At 62.7% G+C, this 20,287-nt stretch carries 16 protein-coding genes; 7 read left to right on the plus strand and 9 right to left on the minus strand.

Annotation, left to right across the window (positions count from 1 at the left end; genetic code table 11):
* Window position 1 precedes the first annotated feature (1 nt).
* The 5 genes from dmeF to ACV229_RS35660 form a co-directional block, all read right to left on the minus strand.
* Window positions 2–1,294 (minus strand): CDF family Co(II)/Ni(II) efflux transporter DmeF, encoded by a 1,293-nt coding sequence (gene dmeF / locus ACV229_RS35640; RefSeq protein WP_448087765.1) that lies wholly within the window; start codon window positions 1,292–1,294, stop codon window positions 2–4.
* A gap of 8 nt (window positions 1,295–1,302) precedes the next feature.
* A complete protein-coding gene (locus ACV229_RS35645) occupies window positions 1,303–1,581 on the minus strand; it encodes a metal/formaldehyde-sensitive transcriptional repressor (RefSeq protein ID WP_448087766.1) in 279 nt (92 codons plus the stop codon).
* Between the two features lie 466 nt (window positions 1,582–2,047).
* Entirely contained in the window at window positions 2,048–2,767 is a 720-nt protein-coding gene (locus tag ACV229_RS35650) for a ProQ/FINO family protein (RefSeq protein WP_448087787.1), read from the minus strand.
* 1,105 nt (window positions 2,768–3,872) lie between these two features.
* Window positions 3,873–4,364, minus strand: a complete 492-nt coding sequence (locus tag ACV229_RS35655) for a flavodoxin family protein (protein WP_448087767.1) — start codon at window positions 4,362–4,364, stop codon at window positions 3,873–3,875.
* A gap of 225 nt (window positions 4,365–4,589) precedes the next feature.
* A complete protein-coding gene (locus ACV229_RS35660; RefSeq protein WP_448087768.1) occupies window positions 4,590–5,246 on the minus strand; it encodes a TetR/AcrR family transcriptional regulator in 657 nt (218 codons plus the stop codon).
* 82 nt (window positions 5,247–5,328) lie between these two features.
* Between ACV229_RS35660 and ACV229_RS35665 the strand changes: the two genes are divergently transcribed.
* From ACV229_RS35665 to ACV229_RS35675, 3 genes are all read left to right on the plus strand, one after another.
* Window positions 5,329–6,447 carry an MBL fold metallo-hydrolase gene (locus ACV229_RS35665; protein WP_448087769.1) on the plus strand — a complete coding sequence of 373 codons (1,119 nt, stop codon included), beginning with the start codon at window positions 5,329–5,331 and terminating at the stop codon, window positions 6,445–6,447.
* A 1,714-nt stretch (window positions 6,448–8,161) separates the two neighbouring features.
* Window positions 8,162–8,857 carry a ParA family protein gene (locus ACV229_RS35670; protein WP_042585344.1) on the plus strand — a complete coding sequence of 232 codons (696 nt, stop codon included), beginning with the start codon at window positions 8,162–8,164 and terminating at the stop codon, window positions 8,855–8,857.
* The gene (locus ACV229_RS35675) at window positions 8,850–9,875 is read left to right on the plus strand and encodes a ParB/RepB/Spo0J family partition protein (protein ID WP_448087770.1); all 1,026 of its coding nucleotides are present in this window, start codon (window positions 8,850–8,852) and stop codon (window positions 9,873–9,875) included. Before ACV229_RS35670 ends, ACV229_RS35675 begins: the two co-directional genes overlap by 8 nt.
* A 42-nt stretch (window positions 9,876–9,917) precedes the next feature.
* Here ACV229_RS35675 and ACV229_RS35680 read toward each other — a convergent pair whose 3' ends face one another.
* Window positions 9,918–11,234: a RepB family plasmid replication initiator protein gene (locus ACV229_RS35680; RefSeq protein ID WP_448087771.1), complete on the minus strand. Its 1,317-nt coding sequence runs from the start codon at window positions 11,232–11,234 to the stop codon at window positions 9,918–9,920.
* 2,709 nt (window positions 11,235–13,943) lie between these two features.
* Here ACV229_RS35680 and ACV229_RS35685 point away from each other — a divergent pair.
* Entirely contained in the window at window positions 13,944–14,279 is a 336-nt protein-coding gene (locus ACV229_RS35685) for a DUF4148 domain-containing protein (RefSeq protein ID WP_448087772.1), read from the plus strand.
* 256 nt (window positions 14,280–14,535) lie between these two features.
* Here the strand turns inward: ACV229_RS35685 and gcvA are convergent, their stop codons facing one another.
* Window positions 14,536–15,438 carry a transcriptional regulator GcvA gene (gene gcvA, locus ACV229_RS35690; RefSeq protein WP_448087773.1) on the minus strand — a complete coding sequence of 301 codons (903 nt, stop codon included), beginning with the start codon at window positions 15,436–15,438 and terminating at the stop codon, window positions 14,536–14,538.
* A gap of 145 nt (window positions 15,439–15,583) precedes the next feature.
* Between gcvA and ACV229_RS35695 the strand changes: the two genes are divergently transcribed.
* On the plus strand, window positions 15,584–16,882 hold the full coding sequence (locus tag ACV229_RS35695; protein WP_448087774.1) for an adenylosuccinate synthase: 1,299 nt from the start codon (window positions 15,584–15,586) through the stop codon (window positions 16,880–16,882).
* 301 nt (window positions 16,883–17,183) lie between these two features.
* Complete coding sequence (locus ACV229_RS35700) at window positions 17,184–18,122, plus strand: LysR family transcriptional regulator (protein ID WP_448087775.1); 939 nt, start codon at window positions 17,184–17,186, stop codon at window positions 18,120–18,122.
* A 136-nt stretch (window positions 18,123–18,258) separates the two neighbouring features.
* On the opposite strand, the gene ACV229_RS35705 is transcribed toward ACV229_RS35700, so the two are convergent.
* The gene (locus tag ACV229_RS35705) at window positions 18,259–18,975 is read right to left on the minus strand and encodes a dienelactone hydrolase family protein (protein WP_448087776.1); all 717 of its coding nucleotides are present in this window, start codon (window positions 18,973–18,975) and stop codon (window positions 18,259–18,261) included.
* Window positions 18,976–19,143: 168 nt separating this feature from the next.
* On the opposite strand from ACV229_RS35705, the gene ACV229_RS35710 reads away from it, so the two are divergent.
* Window positions 19,144–19,290, plus strand: coding sequence for a nuclear transport factor 2 family protein (locus ACV229_RS35710; protein ID WP_448087788.1), 147 nt, complete (start codon window positions 19,144–19,146; stop codon window positions 19,288–19,290).
* A 284-nt stretch (window positions 19,291–19,574) separates the two neighbouring features.
* Here the strand turns inward: ACV229_RS35710 and ACV229_RS35715 are convergent, their stop codons facing one another.
* Window positions 19,575–19,895, minus strand: a complete 321-nt coding sequence (locus ACV229_RS35715) for a DUF4148 domain-containing protein (RefSeq protein WP_448087777.1) — start codon at window positions 19,893–19,895, stop codon at window positions 19,575–19,577.
* Window positions 19,896–20,287: the final 392 nt, after the last annotated feature.

The following is a 20,287-nucleotide window of genomic DNA, read 5'->3' on the forward strand; positions in this document are numbered from 1 at the left end:
GTCACACCCCCGGCTGCACGCGCACGATTTCGACGGTCACGTGCGACAAGCCCTTGAGGCGGCCGAGCAGCCCGTGATAGAAGCGCGCGTCGCGGCTGCCGTCGCGGGTCGCCACCGACACGACCGCGCTCATGTGACCGGGCCCGAGACGCCACACGTGCAGGTCCGCGATGCGGTCGCCGCCGCCCTCGACCGCGTCGCGCACCCGGTCTTCCATCCGCGGGTCGGATCGCATGTCGAGCAGGATGCCGCCCGTGTCGCGCATCAGGCCGTACGACCAGTTCGCGATCACCAGCGCACCGATAATGCCCGCGAGCGGGTCCATCCAGAGCCAGCCGAATGCGCGCGCGAGCACGAGCCCGACGATCGCGAGCACGGACACCGCAGCGTCCGCCATCACGTGCACGTAGGCCGATCGGATGTTGTGGTCGCGCGCCGCGGCCGCGTGTGCGTCGTCGTGGTCATGATCATGCTCGACGAATTCGAGCGCGTGCTCGTCGTCGCCGATTCGCACGACGGCCTTGAACACGTGCGGCTCAGGAATGACGTCGAGCGATTCCAGATAGCCGCCGCGATCTGCCATCGCGAACGCCTGCCGGGCGCCGTCGGGACGCACGGTCGTCACCGAGACCGGTTCGCCGCCGAACGTTGCCGCGTCCGTTGCCGCGTCCGTTGCCGGCGCAATCCGGAAGACCGGCGGAACGCCGTCCTCGAACACCGTGACATCGAACACGCCCGTGCGCGTGAAGATCCGTTTCGGCGCGTCGTCGTGTGCGTGCTCGCCATGATCATGGCCATGCCCGTGATGGTGATGATGACCGTGGCCATGATGATCGCCGCTCAGCAGCCAGACGCTCGCGAGGTTGACGAGCAAGCCGAGCACCGCGATCGGAATGGCTTCGCCGAAATGAATCGGTACCGGGGACAGGAAACGCGATACGGCCTCGTACCCGATCAGCAGCGCGATCATCGCCAGCACGATTGCGCTGGTGAACCCCGCCAGGTCGCCGAGCTTGCCGGTGCCGAACACGAACCGCGGATCGCTCGCGTGCCGCCGCGCATACGTATAGGCCAGCGCCGCGATCAGCATCGCGCCCGCGTGCGTCGACATGTGCAGGCCGTCGGCGACGAGCGCCAGCGATCCGAACAGGCTCCCGCCGACGATCTCCGCGACCATCATCGCGCTGCACAGCGCGATCACGGCCCACGTCCTGCGTTCGTTCTGCTCGTGTGCCGCGCCGAGGAAGATGTGATCGTGTCCTGCGCCGAACGCGGCGTCCTTGAAATCGCTCATGTCGTGTCTCACTTGAAGTAGCTGTGCACGACTTCGATCAGCTGCTCGGTCGCGCTGCCTTCGTCATGGCCGCCGTCGTGCTCGACGTCGACCAGATGCGACCTGATATGGTCCTCGAGCACGACGGCCAGCAGGCCGTTCATCGCGCCGCGGCAGCTCGTGATCAGCTGCAGCACGTCGTTGCAGCCGCGCTCCTCTTCGAGCGCGCGTTCGATGGCTTCCACCTGCCCCTTGATGCGGCGAACCCGGTTGAGCAGCTTCTGCTTCTCGCGAACTGTGTGACTCATCACCAACCTCCAGATAGGGTAGGGGAGTATATCTCATTACCCAATTCCATATAGGGTACAGGGGTATACCATCTTGTCGAAGACGAACGCGTGGCGCTCCACGCAACGGCGTCGACGCGGAAAGTCACAATCAGTCGGGGGAAGAGATGCCGGTTTCCCACGGTAGCGCGCACTTTGCGCCGAGCTCACGCGTGGATTGGCATTCAAGAGTCGGACAACGCAACGAAACGCGGCGAATCAAGCAGCCTCGTCGACGCAACGCAATGCCGGATGCTCGCTATCGGGAACGCATTCGCAAGCACATCGAGTCCGACATGTCGAACGAATACCGGCGGCGGCGCGCTCGTGATCGAGCATGAATCGCTCGCTGCCATCGGCGTTGCGCCGTGGCATACGGTCTCGCGGAAAGGAAACTTGAACGTACCGCCAGCGATGCGGGGGCATCGCTGGCGGCCATGGCGACGCGTTACTCTGTCTTCGCCGCTTGGGATTCAGCCTGCGCCGCTTGCACGTCGACGTTCTCCACCTGCGGCTCGGTGTTCGCCTGCTGCGAATCCGATTCGGCCGTCGCCTGCTGCGATGCGACCTCTGCCGGCTTCGACTCGGCCTTCGCCGATTGCGCCGCGCCCTTCCCCGGGCGTCGCGCCTTCAGTCGTCTGGCGCGCGCAGCATCGTCCTTCGATACCCGCCCGGCTTCATTGCCCTGCAGATCGACGCGCACTGCGTCCTCGACCATGCACGACCAATAGCGATTGCCCCGGCACCACGTCGCCATCGCTTCGCGCAGCTCGTCTTCCGTCAATCCGATCGCTTGCGCTTCGCTGGCGAGATCCGCCCAGATGCCGACCTTCAGCGGCACCTTCGGCGCCGGGTTCTTCGGAAATGCGAGCGGGAAGCGGCGCTGCAGCTTGCCGATCGCGACGATGGTCGGATCGACCGGCGTCGACGAGCGGGCTCCGGACGCCCCTTTTGCGCCGGAAGCGCCCTTTGCGCCGGACGATGCCTTGGCGCCGGAAGGTCCCTTCGCGCCGGCAGCCGGTCTGGCCCCGGACGATGCCTTGGCCCCGGACGGCGGTTTGCCTCCGGACGACGGCTTCGCCTCAGACTGCGATCGCTTGGCATTGCGTTCCTGCTTGGCCTTGGCCGCGAGCTGGTTCCGCAATTCGGCAAGTTGTTCAAAACCCATAAATTCAATCCACCAGGAATAGGTAAGGCGTGCTTTCGCGGCGACTCGACTCGCACGCGCCTTTCTACGCGGCGCAAAGCCGTGCCGCGCAATACGCAGCAGCACGTCACGGACACCTTCGGCGCATCCGTCGTCGACGCGGAACGCACAGCATGAGCGGCTGGCGCACACCCCGTGTTTCAGGCACCCGGCCGGGATGCCGGATACAACGCAGGAGTGAAGTATACCGGTACGCGGGCGCAACGGCTGACACGCATGTGCACGCCGCCGGAGTGGCGACGATGGCGCGACCGCGCATGTTCGCTCCGGATTGCGGCGATTGCGCCGCCCGCTCGCACGCCCGACGGGGATCCGCGTGGCCATCGCGTCGCCCAGGCTCGTGGTGCAACGGGTCCGCATGACGGACCCTCGCCGCCCCTTTCGGGTACGGCGGCAGGTTATCGGATCGCCCCCCATGCTCGGGTCCGCGTGCGGCGCGACGGGTGCGCATTCCCGCACGCCGGCGAGCACTACCGCAACGTCGCGAACGACGAACGGCATGTCGCCTGCCGAGCATCGGGAATGCCATGCGGACATGTGCGACGAGCGTCGCGGCACGCGGTGTCACATCATTGTGCCTGCATCGAATCCCGGAAAAATGCGTAGTACGTTCGGGATATCGTCATCTTCGGCCGCTGGCGCGTCGCGCGGTCCCGTGAAGACGCCGTGGCCCGAGTGCCACCAGCTGCCGGTACAAGCGCAAGCGTTCGCACTCAATTGATACGGAGTTCGAAGTGTTTCGTTTCGCAAAAGCGATGCCCGTACTCGAGCCGGAATTTCCTGCTACCGACCCGCGATGAATCGCTGACCGATCCGCGCGAACACCAACGTTGCTGCCCATGGGATCAGGGGAATCCGAATGTGAGGTCTGCCGCGATACGCATCGCACGCAGCATGTGTTCCGCGTCGGCACGAAGTGGCGAGGTTTCACATGTCGCATCGTTTCACGGCACGGATCGCGTCAGCACGGCGCGCGCCCGGCAGCTTTGTCGCCCGGTAGCCGTTTATGGGAAATGACGGCGTCGGCCGAGCCCCGTGCGACAGGGTGTACCACGCAATCGCGCCTTCAAAAGACGCCCAGCGCGAGGCCGGCCGCCAGACCGGCGCCCAGTTCCGCGCAGCGTGCGAGATCGCTGGCGTCGATCGTCTTGGGTGCCAGAATGCGCTCGGGTGTCTGTGCATGGGTGCAGACGATCAGGCCCGGCGCGACGTTCTTGAGCCGCCATCCGGTCGCGATGCGGTCGATCTGGCGCAACGCGTTCTGCCCGTCGCTGCCGGCGCAGATCATCGCCGCATACGGACGGCCGTTGATGCGATCGAGCGCCGCGTAATAGCAGCGGTCGAAAAAGTCCTTCATCAGCCCCGACATCGCGGCAAGGTTCTCCGGCGTCGCGAACAGATAGGCATCGGCCGCGAGCACGTCGTCCGGGCTCGTCTCGTCCGCGCGTTGCAGCCGGACCGACACGCCAAGCTGCTCACGTGCCGCGTCGGCGGCCGCCTCGGCCATCTGTCGCGTGCCTCCGGTCATCGTGTGGTAGATGATCAGCAGCGTCTTCATTCGTGCTTGCTCACTGTACGTCCCGTGAATCGCGCAGGCATCGGCGCGTTGTCGATCGGTTCACGATGCAACCGGCCCCGTGTCGACGCGCGGATCGGTCGTGCGACGTGCATCGCGTGATGCACGTTGCTTCCTCCAATGTAGGCCAAACGCCTGAATGCCGAGATCGGGCGAAGGCCAGCGGCGTCTGGCGAGGTGTTCCGGCTGGTGCGGCGCTGCATTGGTTCAACGTCGGCTTTTACTGTCGTTCCCGCTTTCGCTCCCGTTCCGCTCGTAGTACGCGAGAAACATGTCGGCCGCCGATTCCGCGACCTGCCTCTGCGCCTTTTCGCCAAGCGGCGGTTGACCCATCGTCACCTGTGGCCAGAACGCGAAGGCCTTCACCACGCCCTGCAATTGCAGTGAAGCAAATGCCGGATCCGGGACCGCGAGCCGGCCGGCCGCCGCCGCTGCCCGAATCCAGACCGTCACATCCTCCTCGCGCTCGCCCAGGCGCTCGACCATGTCGCGCGCGCGTTCCGGCGAATGGATACCCGTTGCGATCGCGACTCGCGCGAGCGCAAGAAACGCATCGTCGTTGAGCAGGCGCAGCTTGCGCGCCAGCAATTCGAGCAGTTGCTCGCGCAGCGGCACGTCGCCGCGATAGGCCGGCGGGTTGCCCGTATGGGTCGCATCCCACAGCTGGTGCAGGATCGCGGCGAACAGCGCTTCCTTGCTCGGGAAATGGTTGTAGACGGTGCGCTTCGACACATCCGCGCGCGCGGCGATCCGGTCCATGCTGGTCGCGTCGTAGCCGGCCGCGAGAAATTCTTCGATCGCGGCGCTGACGATGGCCGCGCGCTTTCGATCGGTCAGACGTTGATGAGTGGCATTCGTATCCATCTTCAAATTTTACACCCGGCAGTTTACTTTTCTCGAAAACAAACTACACTGATCGGTGTACTTTTGTTTCCGACGGATTCCCATGTCATCGCTCCCCGACTTCATTCATCGTACGCTGGGCTTCACCGCCGCCGAGCGCGGCCGTGCGCAGTCCGCAGCCTCGCCGCAACACGACGGCGAACGTTTCCGCAATGTCGCGCCGCGGCCGGTCGAAGGATTCGGCAAAATGATGCGCATCATGTGGAACATGCTGTTCAACAAGCCGCGAGAAGCGGTGCCTGCGGGCCCCGTCCCGGTCGACTCGCTGACCCGTAAACAACTCGAAGCTGCACCTGATCGCAGCCTGTACCGGCTCGGGCATTCGACGCTGCTGATCAAGCTGCGCGGCGAATTCTGGCTGACCGATCCCGTCTTCGCGGAGCGTGCGTCGCCGTTCCGCCGCCTCGGCCCCAAACGCTTCCATGCGCCGCCGATCGAGATCGCCGGTCTGCCGCCACTGCGCGGCGTGATCCTGTCGCACGATCACTATGACCACCTGGACCGCGACACGGTGCTCGCCCTCGCCGCAACCACCGGCGTGTTCCTGACGACGCTCGGTGTCGGTGACCGCCTGATCGAATGGGGCATCGATGCAGCCAAAGTGCGGCAGCTCGACTGGTGGCAAAGCGCAGAGATCGACGGGCTGACATTCACCGCCACGCCCGCCCAGCACTTTTCCGGCCGCAGCCTGTTCGACGGCAACAGCACGCTGTGGGCGTCGTGGGTGATTGTCGACGAAGATCTGCGCGTGTTCTTCAGCGGCGATACGGGCTACTTCGACGGATTCAGGACGATCGGCGAACGCCTCGGACCGTTCGACGTGACACTGATTGAAACCGGCGCCTACGATGCGCAGTGGCCGTACGTTCACATGCAGCCGGAGGAAACCGTGCAGGCGCACGTCGATCTGCGCGGACGCTGGCTCGTGCCGATTCACAACGGCACGTTCGATCTGGCAATGCATCGCTGGCAGGAGCCGTTCGAGCGCGTGACGGCGCTGGCGGTTGCGCGCGGCGTCGAACTGTCGACGCCGCGTATGGGCGAGCGGCTGGATCTGGCCGCGCCGCATCGCGGCGAGCGCTGGTGGCGCAAGGTCGCTGAAGCGGCACGCACGCCGAAATCGTTGTGGCCTGCCGTTTGTGCATCGCGTGCGGCCAAATAGGCGTGTCGGCCTGGAAACGGCGGCATGCGGGTCGCCCGGTTCGGATGTCAGGCGTTGCGCGTTGCGCAAGGCGAACGGATGCGCCCGCTAAGACCGCTTGGGCCCCCTCTAGCATGTCGGACAAAGCCATGATGTTCTGCCGGTGTGCGACTGGATCGGCGTGCGTTGCTCGAATTGCCTCGCGACGTGTCGACGCATTGCCATACCTTCGTATGCGTCGCGATTGCCCCGACTGCTCAGCTCATGAGTTGACGCTGGCGGCATACAGGCGATTGCACTTTTACGATGATCCATCGGACCGCGGCAGACGTTATGCACGGTTGTCACGTGACAACTCCCCCTCATTGCAGCACGTGGGCGCCGGCTGTATTGATAGGCCGAATGGCTGAAGCGTATCAAATACTACGAAACACGTATAAATTTGTACTGTTTTGCGGCCGATCAGCGTGTCCGGCGGAAATCAGTCACGAAATGGCATTCCCCCCATCTCAAAGGGTCAATTGCGAGGCGGATGCGTGAAACAACGCGAAGAATTTCCGGTAAACCCTTATCAGACAAGGATTTCCGAGCACGCCCCATTTCTGACAGTTGTTTCACGATGTGGATCGTCGCCCGTTCATGTCAGCGCCCAAATGGTCGATCCACCGTCGTTTCGGCTCGACACGCCCCTATCGGCGTTTGACGATTGCGTCGTATGTGCCCCATGCGGACACTCATCCGGCGACGACATGACAAGTGTAGCGGCTCCTTGCCCACGGCAAGGAGCGCATTCGAAGCCAACGGTGGGGCTCACATTATTAGGGCCACATCAATCACCCCTGAATTATCAACGCAGATGGACTCCCCGCCCCAGAGCATCGCGTCAGACTCGCGCTGCATCCGCGATCAAGCACGCGGCCATTACACGGTCGCCTGGAAGCGGCATGCCCCGAGATCTTCGGTGAAACGGCGAATCACGTTCGCGAATTTCGTTGAATAAGCACGCACTCCAATCTAATCACCACCTCAGCCACTGCGCATTCAATAGTAGGCATTCCTGTGCTGTCGGGATGCCGCAATCGACCATTCGATGAGTTGTCACGTGACAACTCATCGCCCAGCGATAGATTCGCGAGTCAACGTTATGTTTTTCGCGCCGCTGAAATCTCACCGAACACGGAAGGTGGAAGGCGTCAGCTAACTTTTCCTTCCAATAACCCGAACAGCTGTTACCAAGGGCGCGCCCCTGGGCCCGGGTTGTCACGTGACAACCAGAACCCGCAGTGCCATCAATGGCTCGCACAAAGTGGATGCATCTCCGGCTTGGCAACTCCCAGATAAACGATGCGTTCGTCGCTCGACTCCCATTCGCGTGCGCGTAGCGATTTGTCACGTGACAACCTCACATTCAACAGCCAGCCCAAACTCTTTCGATCGATTGAGCGTCATCGGATCAGCATCGAGCCACCGATTGAGGCTCGCAGTGTTTTCGATAACACATCCACTTGATTGATCAAATTTTCCACCATTCAACTTGAAGCCGATTTTTCGCAGTGAAATTTGTCTCCGTTTTTTCTCATGTATCTCCTCGGACGACGTGTGTCCAACGTTGGCCATCTGTCCGATTGTCACGTGACAACCATATCGATCTAGAAGATTTCGCTGCAAAGAACATCTTGTCTGGACATTTCACCAACAATTGCATATATTGCGCAAAACTCCTTGGAGGAATTTAATGGCTTTCAAGATTGCCGTCAGTAATCAAAAAGGTGGGACTGGAAAGACAACCATCTCCGTCAACATTGCCGCAGCCTTCGAGGCCGGCGGGAACAAGGTTGCACTCATCGATGCCGACCCTCAGGGCACCTCGGTGCGCTGGGTCACGAGCGGCGAGAACACCCTTCCGATGACCGTCCTCTCGCTTGCACCTGCAGGGCGCGGCATCGGCGGGGAGATCAAGAAGCAGGACGCGCATTTCGACGTGATCGTCGTCGACTGCCCCGGCAACCTCGAAGACCCACGCATTGCGTCGGTGCTCGAAGTCGCCGACTTCTGCCTTGTCCCGCTGTCGCCGTCGCCCGCGGATCTGTACAGCACCGTCGCGATGATTCGCATGATCGAGTCCATGCGCGCGGTCCGTAACCCGAGCCTCTCTTCCGCATTGATGCTCAACAGCGTCAATGGAAAAACTAAAATGCGTGAAGAAATTTTAAAAATTCTAAAGGCTGAAGAAATAGGGGAGCATCTGCTGGACAGCCAGATCGCCCAACGCGAGGTGTATCGCCAGACCTTCGCGCTCGGCACCACCATCCATCACCACAATCGGTATCTGAAGGGCCTCAAGGAAGCCCGCGCGGAGATCGAGCGGCTGGTCACCGAAATGGCCCAATACATCGCGTCGACGCGAGCTACCGGAACCGCTCATGGCTAACGACACATCGAAAGAGAAGAAGGCGACGGGCAACCTCCACCTCGCGGCCGGTCTGCTGCGCGGGCTCGCGCAGGAAAACGCGGCGCTGGAAACACGGTTGCCGGAACCGTCGCAAGCGGCACCCGCTGCGAATGGGACGCCGGCGTTCAAGCCGGTCGCGGCAGCGCCCGTCGACGCAACGGATCTCGGCGCGCCGCAAAGGGTTGCCGTAAAGGATTGCATCCCGAACCCGTTCAACCCCCGGATCTTCTATTCGGAATCGAGCCTGCACGAACTCGCGCTGACGTTGAAGCGGGAAGGGCAGATCGAGCCGATCAAGGTGACCCGGCTGCCGGAGTTCCCCGGCAAGCTCGTCGTGATCGACGGGCAACGCCGATTGCGCGCCACGAGCATCAACGGCGACGAATACATCAACGCGACGTTCCGGTCGGATCACACGCCGGAGCAGCTCTATACGATCGCCTACCGCGCGAACCACGATCACGAACGCCAGACGATCTTCGACGATGCGGTCGCCTGGAAACGCCTGCTCGACGAGAAGGTATTCCCCGACCAGAACACGCTGGCCGAAAAGATCGGCAAGGACAAGGCGACGATCAGCAAGACGCTGTCGCTCAACGCGTTGTCCAATACGCTCCTCGAGCGGATGGCTGCGGCGAACGACGTCGTCGGCCTGCAGGCCGCGTATTTCCTCAAGCTGATCTTCGAGCGGCTCGGCGAGCCCACGGCCGACCGGCTGCTGTCCGCGGTGATCGACCGCAAGAAGTCCGTGCGCGATCTCGAGAACTTCCTGCGTGCGCAGAGCGACGCAAACAAGAAGGCGGGACGGACGCGTTACAGCGTTCGCCACGACTTCGCCGTCGACTCGCGCGCGATCGGTCAGTTGAAGACCTACCCCGATGGGCGTCTCGATCTGCAGCTCAAGGGCGTCGACACCGCGCATCAGGAGGCGCTTGCCGACAAGCTCAAGGCGGTGATCGACGCGTATGTCACCGACCTCGCCAGCGCGCAAAAGTAAGGTGCCCAAATAAAAAGACCTCGCAATTGCGAGGTCTTTTTTTCAGTTCCCGGCGAGACTGCTTCGGAGCAGGAATTCGAGCAGGTCGTCTGAAGTCGGTTCGCCCCAGGTGTCCAGCGCGAGCCACCGGAAGAAGCTCGTTTGCGCGAGCTTGCTCGCCTTCTTCTTCGGCGACAGCGTCAGATCCTTCGAACCGGCCACCGTCTCGTTGTAGCGCTCGATGAGCTTGGTCTGGTCATCGATCTCCAGTTCGCGGAAGTACGCGCCTGCCTCGTCGATCTTGGCCGCAAGATACTTGTCGCGGATCTGTTCCTGCTTGCTCTGCTGGGTTTCTTTCGCGGGGGCGGCCGCGTCCGTCGCCTGCCCGTCGGACAATGTGTAGCCGTGCGTCAGCGCCTTGCGGAAATACGCGCCAACATTGTCGATCGGCGCCGCATTCTTCTTCGTGGTCCGATTGAGCGTGTACGCGATCGCGGCCTTGATGCGCTGTACGCCATACTGCGTAATCAGCCGGCGCGCCTCCGATCGCGGAATGCCGAACTTCGCGACTTCCTCGACGAGCGCCTCGTTCTTGACGTCGCCTTCCTCCACCGTGTCCGCGCTCGTTTTGCGCGTCACCTTGAACTGCACCGCTTCCACGCTGCGGCCGGACTTGTGCTCGATCAGTTCGAGCGTGTGGTCCGAAACTTCGTTCACCTCCTGAATGCACGGCACCAGGACCTTGCTCTTGAACAGCTTGTATTCCTTGTACGACTGGGACGCCTTGTCCTGGCCGAGGATCAGGTCGCGGAATTTCGGCAGCGGAATCTTCGCGGTAATGCCGATCCCTTCGTAGCGCACCGTGTTCTCCCACAGCGCGAGCGAATGTGAACGCCGGAACTCGCGCGCAATCCGCATATCGATCAGCGCATAGATCTCGGGGTTGAGCAGCTCGCTGCGAATCTGGTCCGAGAAGCTGTACTTCAATACCGATTGCTCGAGTTCCGCGCCGGCCAGCAGGCCCGACGCCTTCCAGACCGTCGAGCGATCCGCGGCCAGATAGTCCCAGTTGACGACGGTGCTGATGAGCGAGTTCACCGTGTCCTTCACGTACTTCGTATTGTTGCTGTTCAGCCCGCTTTCGTGCGAAAGCGACGCGATCGAAATCGAGAAGCTCGTGCGACCCGGCTCGAACGCCTCCTGCCGGAGCGCATTCTTGATCAGCGAACTGAACATCTTGCGCTGCTGCAGGCCGATCTTTCCCGACTTGGGTGCGATGTGAATCGCCTGGACCGCCTTGCGCAGCAAGTCGGGAGGCTCTGGCGTCTGGAACAGCGAGACTTGTTTGTCGGAGCCTTTGCTTGCGGGCTTTCGCGGCATCGTGATGTCCGGATAAGGTTGCCTTGTTGAAAGCGGACTTTATACCTTTTCGCCGCCGAGAGCAACGTCCTTGCTCGCACATCACTTGCACTATCGCGGCTAACCTATCGGCAATAAAGGGGTTTTTTTGACAAGACGACCTGTGTTCCGCCCCATAACCATCTACCTATCCGCCAATATCCATCCCAAAAGCAGCTACCTTTCGTACGTGGCGATCGTATCGGGCTTCGCCAAGTCCCGGTCGAAGGTACCCATTTATGGTAAGCAAACGACTAAAACCGCCGATTGCGGCCGAGTTCGTGGTGCCGTGCAGCACGATGCCGTTTTTCTCCCATAACGAGCTACCTTGAATGGTTCCCATGAATGGGTACCTTTGGAGACGTTCAAATTCGGCAGATTGCGATCATCCAGCAACTGTGCGTCGGGACAGGTCCCATAAAAGGTAACCTTCCAAAATTCCCATAGCCGGGAACCTTTCCAGCGGACTGATCCTGTTTATGGGGAACCCCGGCGCGAGCTGCCTGCGGAACCCGATTGGCTCGACGGAAACTTCAGCCCATAAACGGCTACCTTGCCGGCTTCCCATAAATTGCTACCCAAGGACACAGACGACGCAGTTGCGCTAGCACGATCCCGCCTCGATCTCCCATAAAGGGGTACCTCAACAGGCTCCCATAGACAGCTACCCATGGAGTTTCGTGGCCAAAATCCCATAACAGGGTACGCTTGCCCCATATCCACATCCCCGAATCCCCACAGCCTGCTACCCATCTCCCCAAATCCACAGACCGGAGACCCCAGACCTTTCTACCTCCGCTCCCATAAATGGGTACCGAACACCGGTCAAACCCTTGCCAGTCAAGGCTGTGAGCCGTCTAAAAGTAGTTAAAGTAGTAAACGTTGCTTTCTAAAGATGTAAACACACGTGTGCTCCAGGAAAGACCAACCCCCATAAACCGCTACCCAATCGCTGGACGTAGCTGTATTTGGTAGCTTGAGAGCCCGGACTGTGGAAGCTTCTCCTGGTAGCAACGCACAATATTGACTACGTTGCAGCAGCCTGATGGCCAAAACGAGAGGTGAGCGCATACTTACAAGCGCCGAAAAGTAGAAAGCTATGGGAGCAAATCGGGTAAAAGGCGCCCATTCCGGCCCATAGGTTCCCTGTTATGGGAGTGCAGACGTCAGCATCGACGTCAGGTATCCACCCATGGTTGGCGACTCGATCAGGACTTCGGCCTCGAGCGACGTCGAGATCTGCGCCGTTCATCCCAGCGCCTCCTGTGACATAGCGGTTCGCCGTTCGAAGCACTCAACACAGCCGAGCCAATGAGTGACTTGAATCCTTGCGACGCCTCACGGCAAAAATTGCCGGCGAGCGCGGGAGCAGTCGGTCCTGGCAGGTGCCGTTGCGCCTTGGTGGCCCGTGGTGAATATCCTCCTTTCAGACACTCTCGTCCCTGTGCATTGACGCGCCGACGAGGCGCTTGTCACCCGTTCGTATCGACGCGTCATACATTTTCCGCGATCGCTGACAAAGCCCCGCATTCCGCTGTGAACCTGGAGTCGTTTCCTGTGGGGCCCATCTGCCTCGTCGCGATTTTTCCGTCGACGTGAGCGGGGCGATACCGCCACCCCTCACCGACACCCATTCGACGTCCGGTTCCCGAAGAAGCTCACCATCGAAACATGGCAGATCCCGTAAAAGCTCACCTTCATGACGATCTGCATGAACTGAACGAGCCTGCTTCTATGACGTCTACCCGCTGAATGCACACGGATTGTCGAGTCGCAGGGCCTCGGAACCCTCCGCTGCCGCATTTCCTGCGGGGATGTCCACGTTTGCCGCCCGTCGTCGTCGCCTCGATCCCACAACATTCGCTACCACTGCCGCCCGACCTGACGCGCAAAATCACGACACAGTGCGATCGACCGACGCGGTGAGCGACACGACTCGCACATCTTCACTTCGGCGTCGGCGGGGCGAGCAAGGTATCCGGCCATGGTCGGTTTCAGCCAAAGGTATAAAACGGCACGCGCGACAGGTAACGTCGCTCGCGCAGGCGTGGTGACCTATCGATCGCGATGGCTCGTCGGGCTCGCGTTCCGACACGTGAGCGGGAATCGATGCTGCTCGATCACCTCGCTGCGCTACACCACGTTGTTCTTTTGTGGCGCCGTTGTCGGTCGCTCGTCGAGCGAGATGTGAAGTGCAGTCCGATCCCGATTCGGCATCACGATACGCATGTGTTGCGATACCGGCCAGCGCGCAATCAGATGACGATTGGTCCGTCTCACACCGAGGGTCATGACCGCCTCGCGAGATCCTGCGCGTCTCTTCAAATTAACGACGCCGACAACGCGAATCGGACATCGCGTCAAGCCCCGTTCATTGCGTCGAGAAGTCAGCGCACGGTGCCGAAATATTCCGTGCGTTGAAACACCGGTTGCAACGCGCGACGCACGCCCCTGTTCGGCCATTGCCGATGACACCCGTATCGTTCCGGGGCAATCCAATCGACGCGCGACAACCGTGCATGCGTCGCGGACGACATCCGTAAATGCCCGGACGATCGATCTCGGCGGCACCACGCGCGCTGCAACGCGGTTATGATGCAGAAGCCCCGATCGAGACATCCTCGCATCGGGGGCAGGGGCGGTATCTCTACGTACTTCAAACCGTAACCAATCAGAACAGAGAGTCCAGCGATGCGAATTCAATACAGAAGGATCACGCTTGTTGCTGCCGCAGCAGCTTTCCTGATCGGCGGGACGGCTTCGTCGTTCGCACAGACGGCCAGCGAGCCAGCTGCGACTACGACGCAGGATGCGAAGGCGGCTGAAAAGGCAGCGAAGAGTCAGGCACGCAAGGAAGCGCGCGCGCAGCGCAAGGCCGAACGCAAGGCAGCGCGGGCAAAGAACACCGCCGAGCTGAAGAAACTCGAAGCCGCGGGTTACAAGCCGGCGGTCAATGATCCGAACTATCCGCAGAACCTGCAGGACGCGCAGAAGAAGGCCAATGCCGCGGCTGGCGCGAGCCAGTAAGCAATGCCCCGGGCGATGCGCGGTTTTCGTCGCGTATCGCCTGTTTTCCCTCGCGATGTCGGGCACATCGCGTCACTTTAGAAGTGTTGTCGAGTCGGCCATGAGTGCGCTGACGAAACGTTCGTTATCCTTTTAATATTTTCTGCGATGCCCGTCCATGAAATATGATTCGGCATGCTATGTGATCGCGCTCCTGATCGACTGGCCGAGCACCAGGTAGGCACGTTGTCCGTCGGCGTCAGTCCTCGGCCGTCCGTCATCCACCGCGCGACGCTGCCGCATTCCCCGCGACTGCCAGCCAGTCCTTGAACGCGCGCACGGCATCGTCCTCTGCGCGCGCATCGGCGACGTAGGTGAAGTACCGCCACGGCGGCAACGCCGGCGTCTTGAACGGCTGCACGAGCCGGCCTTCGGCGATATCGTCGGCGACGAGCGCGATCGGCCCCATCGCGACGCCGAGCCCGTCGAGCGCACCCTGCAGCGTCAGGTAAAAGTGTTCGAGCGTCAGCGAATGCCGCGGTGTGAGCTGCGCCTGCCCGGCCGCCGCGAGCCATTCCGGCCACATCCCCGGGTAGGTCGCCGCGTGCAGCAGTGTGAAGTCGGCGAGGTCCGCGGCTGTTCGCAGCGTCTTCCCTTCGAGCAGCTTCGGCGAGCACACCGGCAGACGGACTTCGGAAAGAAACTCGTCGGCCACGTACCCGTCGATGGTCTGCGGGCCGCCGCGAATGATCAGGTCGACCTTGTCGCGCAGCTTGTCGATCGGCTCGTTCGACGTGGACAGCCGCACCTCGATGTTCGGATGGGCGACCTGGAACGACGACAGCCGCGGCACGAGCCAGCGCAGCGAAAACGTGGCCGGCGCGCTGACGCGCAGCACCTGCTGCTGTCCGAGTTGAAGCTGCTGCGCGGTGGCGAGCGCAATGCGGTCGAATGCGGCGCCGATTTCGGCGAGATACGCGCGGCCGGCGTCGGTCAGTTCGACCCGGCGGTTGTGGCGCTCGAATAGCGGCCGTCCGAGCCAGGCTTCGAGCTGCTGGACATGCCGGCTGACGGCGCCATGCGTCACGCACAGCTCGTCGGCGGCCAGCGTGAAGCTGCCGTGCCGCGCAGCCGCCTCGAACGCGCGCAGGGAATTCAACGGAGGGAGTTTCCGGCTCATCGCTTCATGTCATTTCGCGTTAAAAAAACTCACGCGATATATCAGGTTTAATCGTTTGATCACTGCGAAAGGCTCCGCCAATATGGCACACAATCGGCTCGACGGGCCGGAATGGTGTCGAAATTTCTCACATGGAGAGCGGAGCATGCCGAATGTCGTGGTGGTGGGCGCCCAATGGGGCGACGAGGGCAAGGGGCGTCTGGTGGACTGGCTCGCCGGGCAGGCCGACATCGTCGCGCGCTACAACGGTGGCCACAATGCGGGGCACACGCTGGTCGTCGACGGGAAGACCTACAAGCTTGCGCTGTTGCCGAGCGGGCTCGTGCGCGGCAAACGCGGCGCGATCGGCAACGGCGTCGCGCTCGATCCCGAGGCGCTGCTCGCCGAGATCGACCGCGTCGTGGCGCTCGGGCTGACGGTGAGCCCGGACAACCTGTCGATCGCCGAGAACGCGACGCTCGTGCTGCCGGTCCATCGGGCCATCGATGCGGCGCAGGAAAAGCTGCGACGCGAGCCGATCGGCACCACGCTGCGCGGGATCGGCCCCGCGTACGAAGACAAGGTCGGCCGCCGAGGGCTGCGCGTAGGCGATCTGGCCGAGCCCGACGCGCTCGCGAAGAAGCTCGATGCGCTGCTCGATCATCACAATGCGTGGTTCAGGGGGGTGGGGCTCGACGAATTCCCCCGGGACCCGATGCTGGCCACGCTCGTCGAGCTCGCGCCGAAGGTGCTGCCGTTCGTTCGTCCGGTGTGGGCCGACCTCAACGACGCGCACGACCAGGGCAGGAAGATTCTCTTCGAAGGATCGCAGGCCGTGATGCTGGACATCGACTGGGGCACGTATCCGTACGTGACGTCGTCGGGCACCGTTGCATCGGCGGCCGCGGCCGGCACGGGGCTCGGCGCATCGACGCTCGGCCACGTGCTGGGCGTGACCAAGGCGTATGCGACGCGCGTCGGCGGCGGGCCGTTCCTCACCGAGCTCGACGACGCGGTCGGCCGCCGGCTGCGGGAAAGCGGTCGCGAGTACGGCGTCAATACCGGCCGTCCGCGCCGCTGCGGATGGCTCGACGGCGCGCAGCTTCGGCAGGCCGTCAAGGTGTCCGGGATCGATTCGCTCGCGTTGACCAAGCTGGACGTGCTGGACGGATTCGACACGATCCGGCTCTGCGTCGGATATGAACTCGACGGAATGCGCGTCGATCACTTGCCCGCGAGTCTCGCAGCGCAATCCCGTGCGAAACCGGTCTACGAGCAGTTCGACGGCTGGGCTGAAGCGGTCGGGGGCAAGCGTCGACTCGGCGATCTGCCGCCCGCAGCGCGCCGCTTCATCGCGCGCGTCGAGGCGGTCGCGGGAGTGCCGATCTCGCTGATCACGACCGGGCCTGAGCGCGACGACACGATCGTGCTGCGGGACCCGTTCGAAGCGGCAGTGCGCGCGTAGCGAGCGGTGCTGTCGGCTGGCGGAACTGGACATGCCCTGACCGGTGCTGTACTGTTCCGCACCATTCGTACCGGAGCGGATATCGCTGTCCTGTTCGGCGCGGACGCGGATTCGCCGGGCGCCGCAGCGATGTCCGCGATCGCGCGGCACGCGACACCTGTCCGGCGTCGCAACGACGGTGGCGGCATGTTGCGTCGCATGGCTCGCGCTGCGACGATACCGGAACGGACCGGGGCCCGTGCGCATCGCTACGCACCGGGTCTGCATGGCGCGAGGCGATGTCATTCCCGAGGGCATGTCGATGGATACGCTACAGATGATGCGCATATTTGTCCGCGTGGCGGAGGAAGGCAGCTTCACGAGTGCCGCCCATCGGCTCGACATCACGACAGCCTACGCATCGCGCTCGGTCGCCCAGCTCGAAACACACCTGCGCACGCGCTTGCTCAATCGCAGCACGCGCCGCATTGCGCTGACCGACGCAGGGCAGCGCTACCTCGACCGCTGCCAGCGGGTGCTTGCCTATATCGACGAGGCGGAGGCGGAAGCCGCTGATGCGCAGGCCAAGCCGTCAGGCCGGCTACACGTGCACGCGACGACGAGTTTCGGCCAGGCTTACGTGGTGCCCGCGGTGGTCCGCTATCGGCAGCGGTATCCGTCGGTGGCGGTCGAACTGACGCTGTCGCAACATGTGCCGGACATCATCGACGAAGGCTACGACGTGTCGCTGCAATTGAGCACGACGGAGCTGCCCGATTCGGGGCTCGTTTCGCAGCGGCTCGGCGCCGTGCACAGCGTGCTGTGCGCGTCGCCCGCGTACCTGCGCGAACGCGGCACGCCGCAGACGGTCAAGGAACTCGAAGGGCACGCGTGCCTGCAGATCGTCACGCCGGTGTTTCCGCGCGACCAGTGGCATCTCGACGGGCCCAACGGCCGCGAGACGTTCGAATTGCCGCAGCCCGATTTTCAGGTGAACATTGCCGATGCGCTCGGCGCCGCATTGCGCGCGGGTCTCGGCATCGGCTCGCTGCCGATGTCGACCGCGTTGCCCGCGCTGAGCAGCGGCGCGCTGGTTCGCGTGCTGCCCGAATACCGGCTGCAGAAGCTGACGGCCTACACGCTGTATGCGTCACGCCAGTACCTCGACGCGAAGATCCGCACGTTCGTCGATTTCCTGCGCGAATGCGTGCCCGAGATGCTGGCTGCCGACGAGGCGGCACTGTGCGCGACCCATGACTGAGCACGCGATCGTCGGCATACCGTTACCGGCAAGCTGAAAGGGCTGAACGAGGTCTGGGGCGAATCGCGCTCCGCCGACTGCATTCACTGCGTCGGCGGACCTCGATCATGCGCGCGGAGTCGCGCTTACTTGCTCTTTACTTGCTCTTGTCGTTCCAGAGCGTGCGACCCAGGAACGTGAGCGTGCGGTCCCACGCCAGCTGTGACCACACCGGATCGAACTGCGTCGCCGCCAGACGCGCCGGGCCGACGGCCGTCTCGTTCGCAAATGCGTGATGCGCGAGGTAGCGGTGGAACTCGAAGCCGACGTTGGCATCGCTCAGCTTCTTCTCCAGCGCGTCGACCTGGTCGATCTTGAAGAACGCGTCCTGCGTCGCCCAATGGCCCATCAACGGAACCTTGATCTTCGACGGATCGATATAGTCGAGCGGCGGGAGGCCGTACCACGCGACGCCGGCATCCACGTCGGCGAACTGCATCGACAGCAGCGTGAGTGCGCCGCCCATGCAATACCCCGTCACGGCGACGCGCGCAGCGCGCGTCTTCAGATACTGGACCGCGCCGGGAATATCCTGCGATGCGGCGTCGCCGAAGTCGAGCCCGGTCATCAGGTGGTGCGCCTCTGCTTCCTCGACCGTCGATTTGCCGCGGAACAGATCGGGCACGAGCGCGAAGTATCCGCACCGTGCGAGCCGGTCCGCGACGCCGCGGATCTGGTCATTCAGGCCCCACCATTCCTGGATGACGACGACCGCGGGCGCGCCCTCGGTCTTTTCCGGCGTCGCCAGGTAGCCCTGCAGTTCCTGACCGTCCGGGCGGCGGAAGGTGATCATGGATCCGGATGTTTGAGACATGAAACCGCTCCTTGTAGAAAATTCGCATGGATACAGCGTCAAGCCGGCCTGGCGGGCGCGACGGCGTTCGGCATCGTTGCAGATGCCGCTGCGGGCCCGCTTTCGCCCGCATCGACCGGCTCGGCACACGCGGGAATTCTATGCTTAAACGTGCGCGATCGTCGTGCGGTGCGTGGGGCGTTTGCGCGGGCCCGATTGGTCACGCGACCATCGCGATCGCGGCTGCGCACGACGTGGGTCATCGTGCGGCGGGAAGGGCGATGGAAGATCCTTCAGCATCATTTCTCGGCGCCGCCCGATGTGCCGCCGCTGTGAGTCGACGACGGAATGGCGCACGTCGGATGCAAGGCGTGACGAGATCGATGTAAAAGAAAGCATTCCTGAATATTTGTGTTCCGCGAACGCTGATTTTCTGCCCACTGTCTGCGCCAGTCCGGTCCGCGTTAAGTGCGTCAGCCGTCCCCCGATGGTCCCTGATCCCGTGACGTCGGGTTGTATCAAACGCCCCCGTGCTGCTGCTGAACGCAAAAACACCACGCCCCCGCTGAACGGGGGCGTGGTGTTCGAGCCGCGTCGCGATCCGCGACGGGCGGTCCGGCTTACTGGCCGAAGTAGGTCGAGCTCGGGCCGTTCTGCGTGGCCGGCACGAGGCGGCCCGCACGCACGCCGGCGGCTGCCTGCGCGCCATAACCGGCCGCGTCGGCGTTCGTGACGCGCGCCTGGGCGGCTTGCAGCGCTTGCGGATATTGCAGGTCCGCCACTTCCGGCCTGTAGCCGGCTTGTTCGAGCTGAACGAGTTCCGCGCGAACCTGTTCACGCGTCACCTGGCTCGATTGGGCGAATGCGCCATACGAGGCGGACAGGGCAGTGGCTGCGACGACAGCGTAAATGATCGACTTCATGATGACCTCCGGTTTCATTGATTTCGCGCTTCACTGGTTGTGCTGAGCGGTTGATTGCATCGTAGCGATGGCGGCATCGGCCGGAAATACCGATTCCAGTGAAAAATTGTTGCGGCCTGGTAAACAATGCGGCGAGGAGGGCGTATTTAATCTGATGATTTGTGGGTGGATACGAAACGATTGTGCAGCGTCGAGCGCGGTGAACCGGGAACTTCGGATCCGTGCCGGGGCGTGCGGCAGAGGGTATCCATTGAGTTTTTATGATGCGAACAGTTGTTACGTGACAACCGGGGGTGCCCGTCAGCCTCTTTATATACTGAATTTCCGCAAAGCCTCACCGAAGCGAATCTACGATTCGCCTGACCCCGCAGCCAGCCGCGGGGCGTCGCCCACGCGACCTTGCCGCATCG

This window comes from Burkholderia sp. MR1-5-21, from assembly GCF_053427715.1.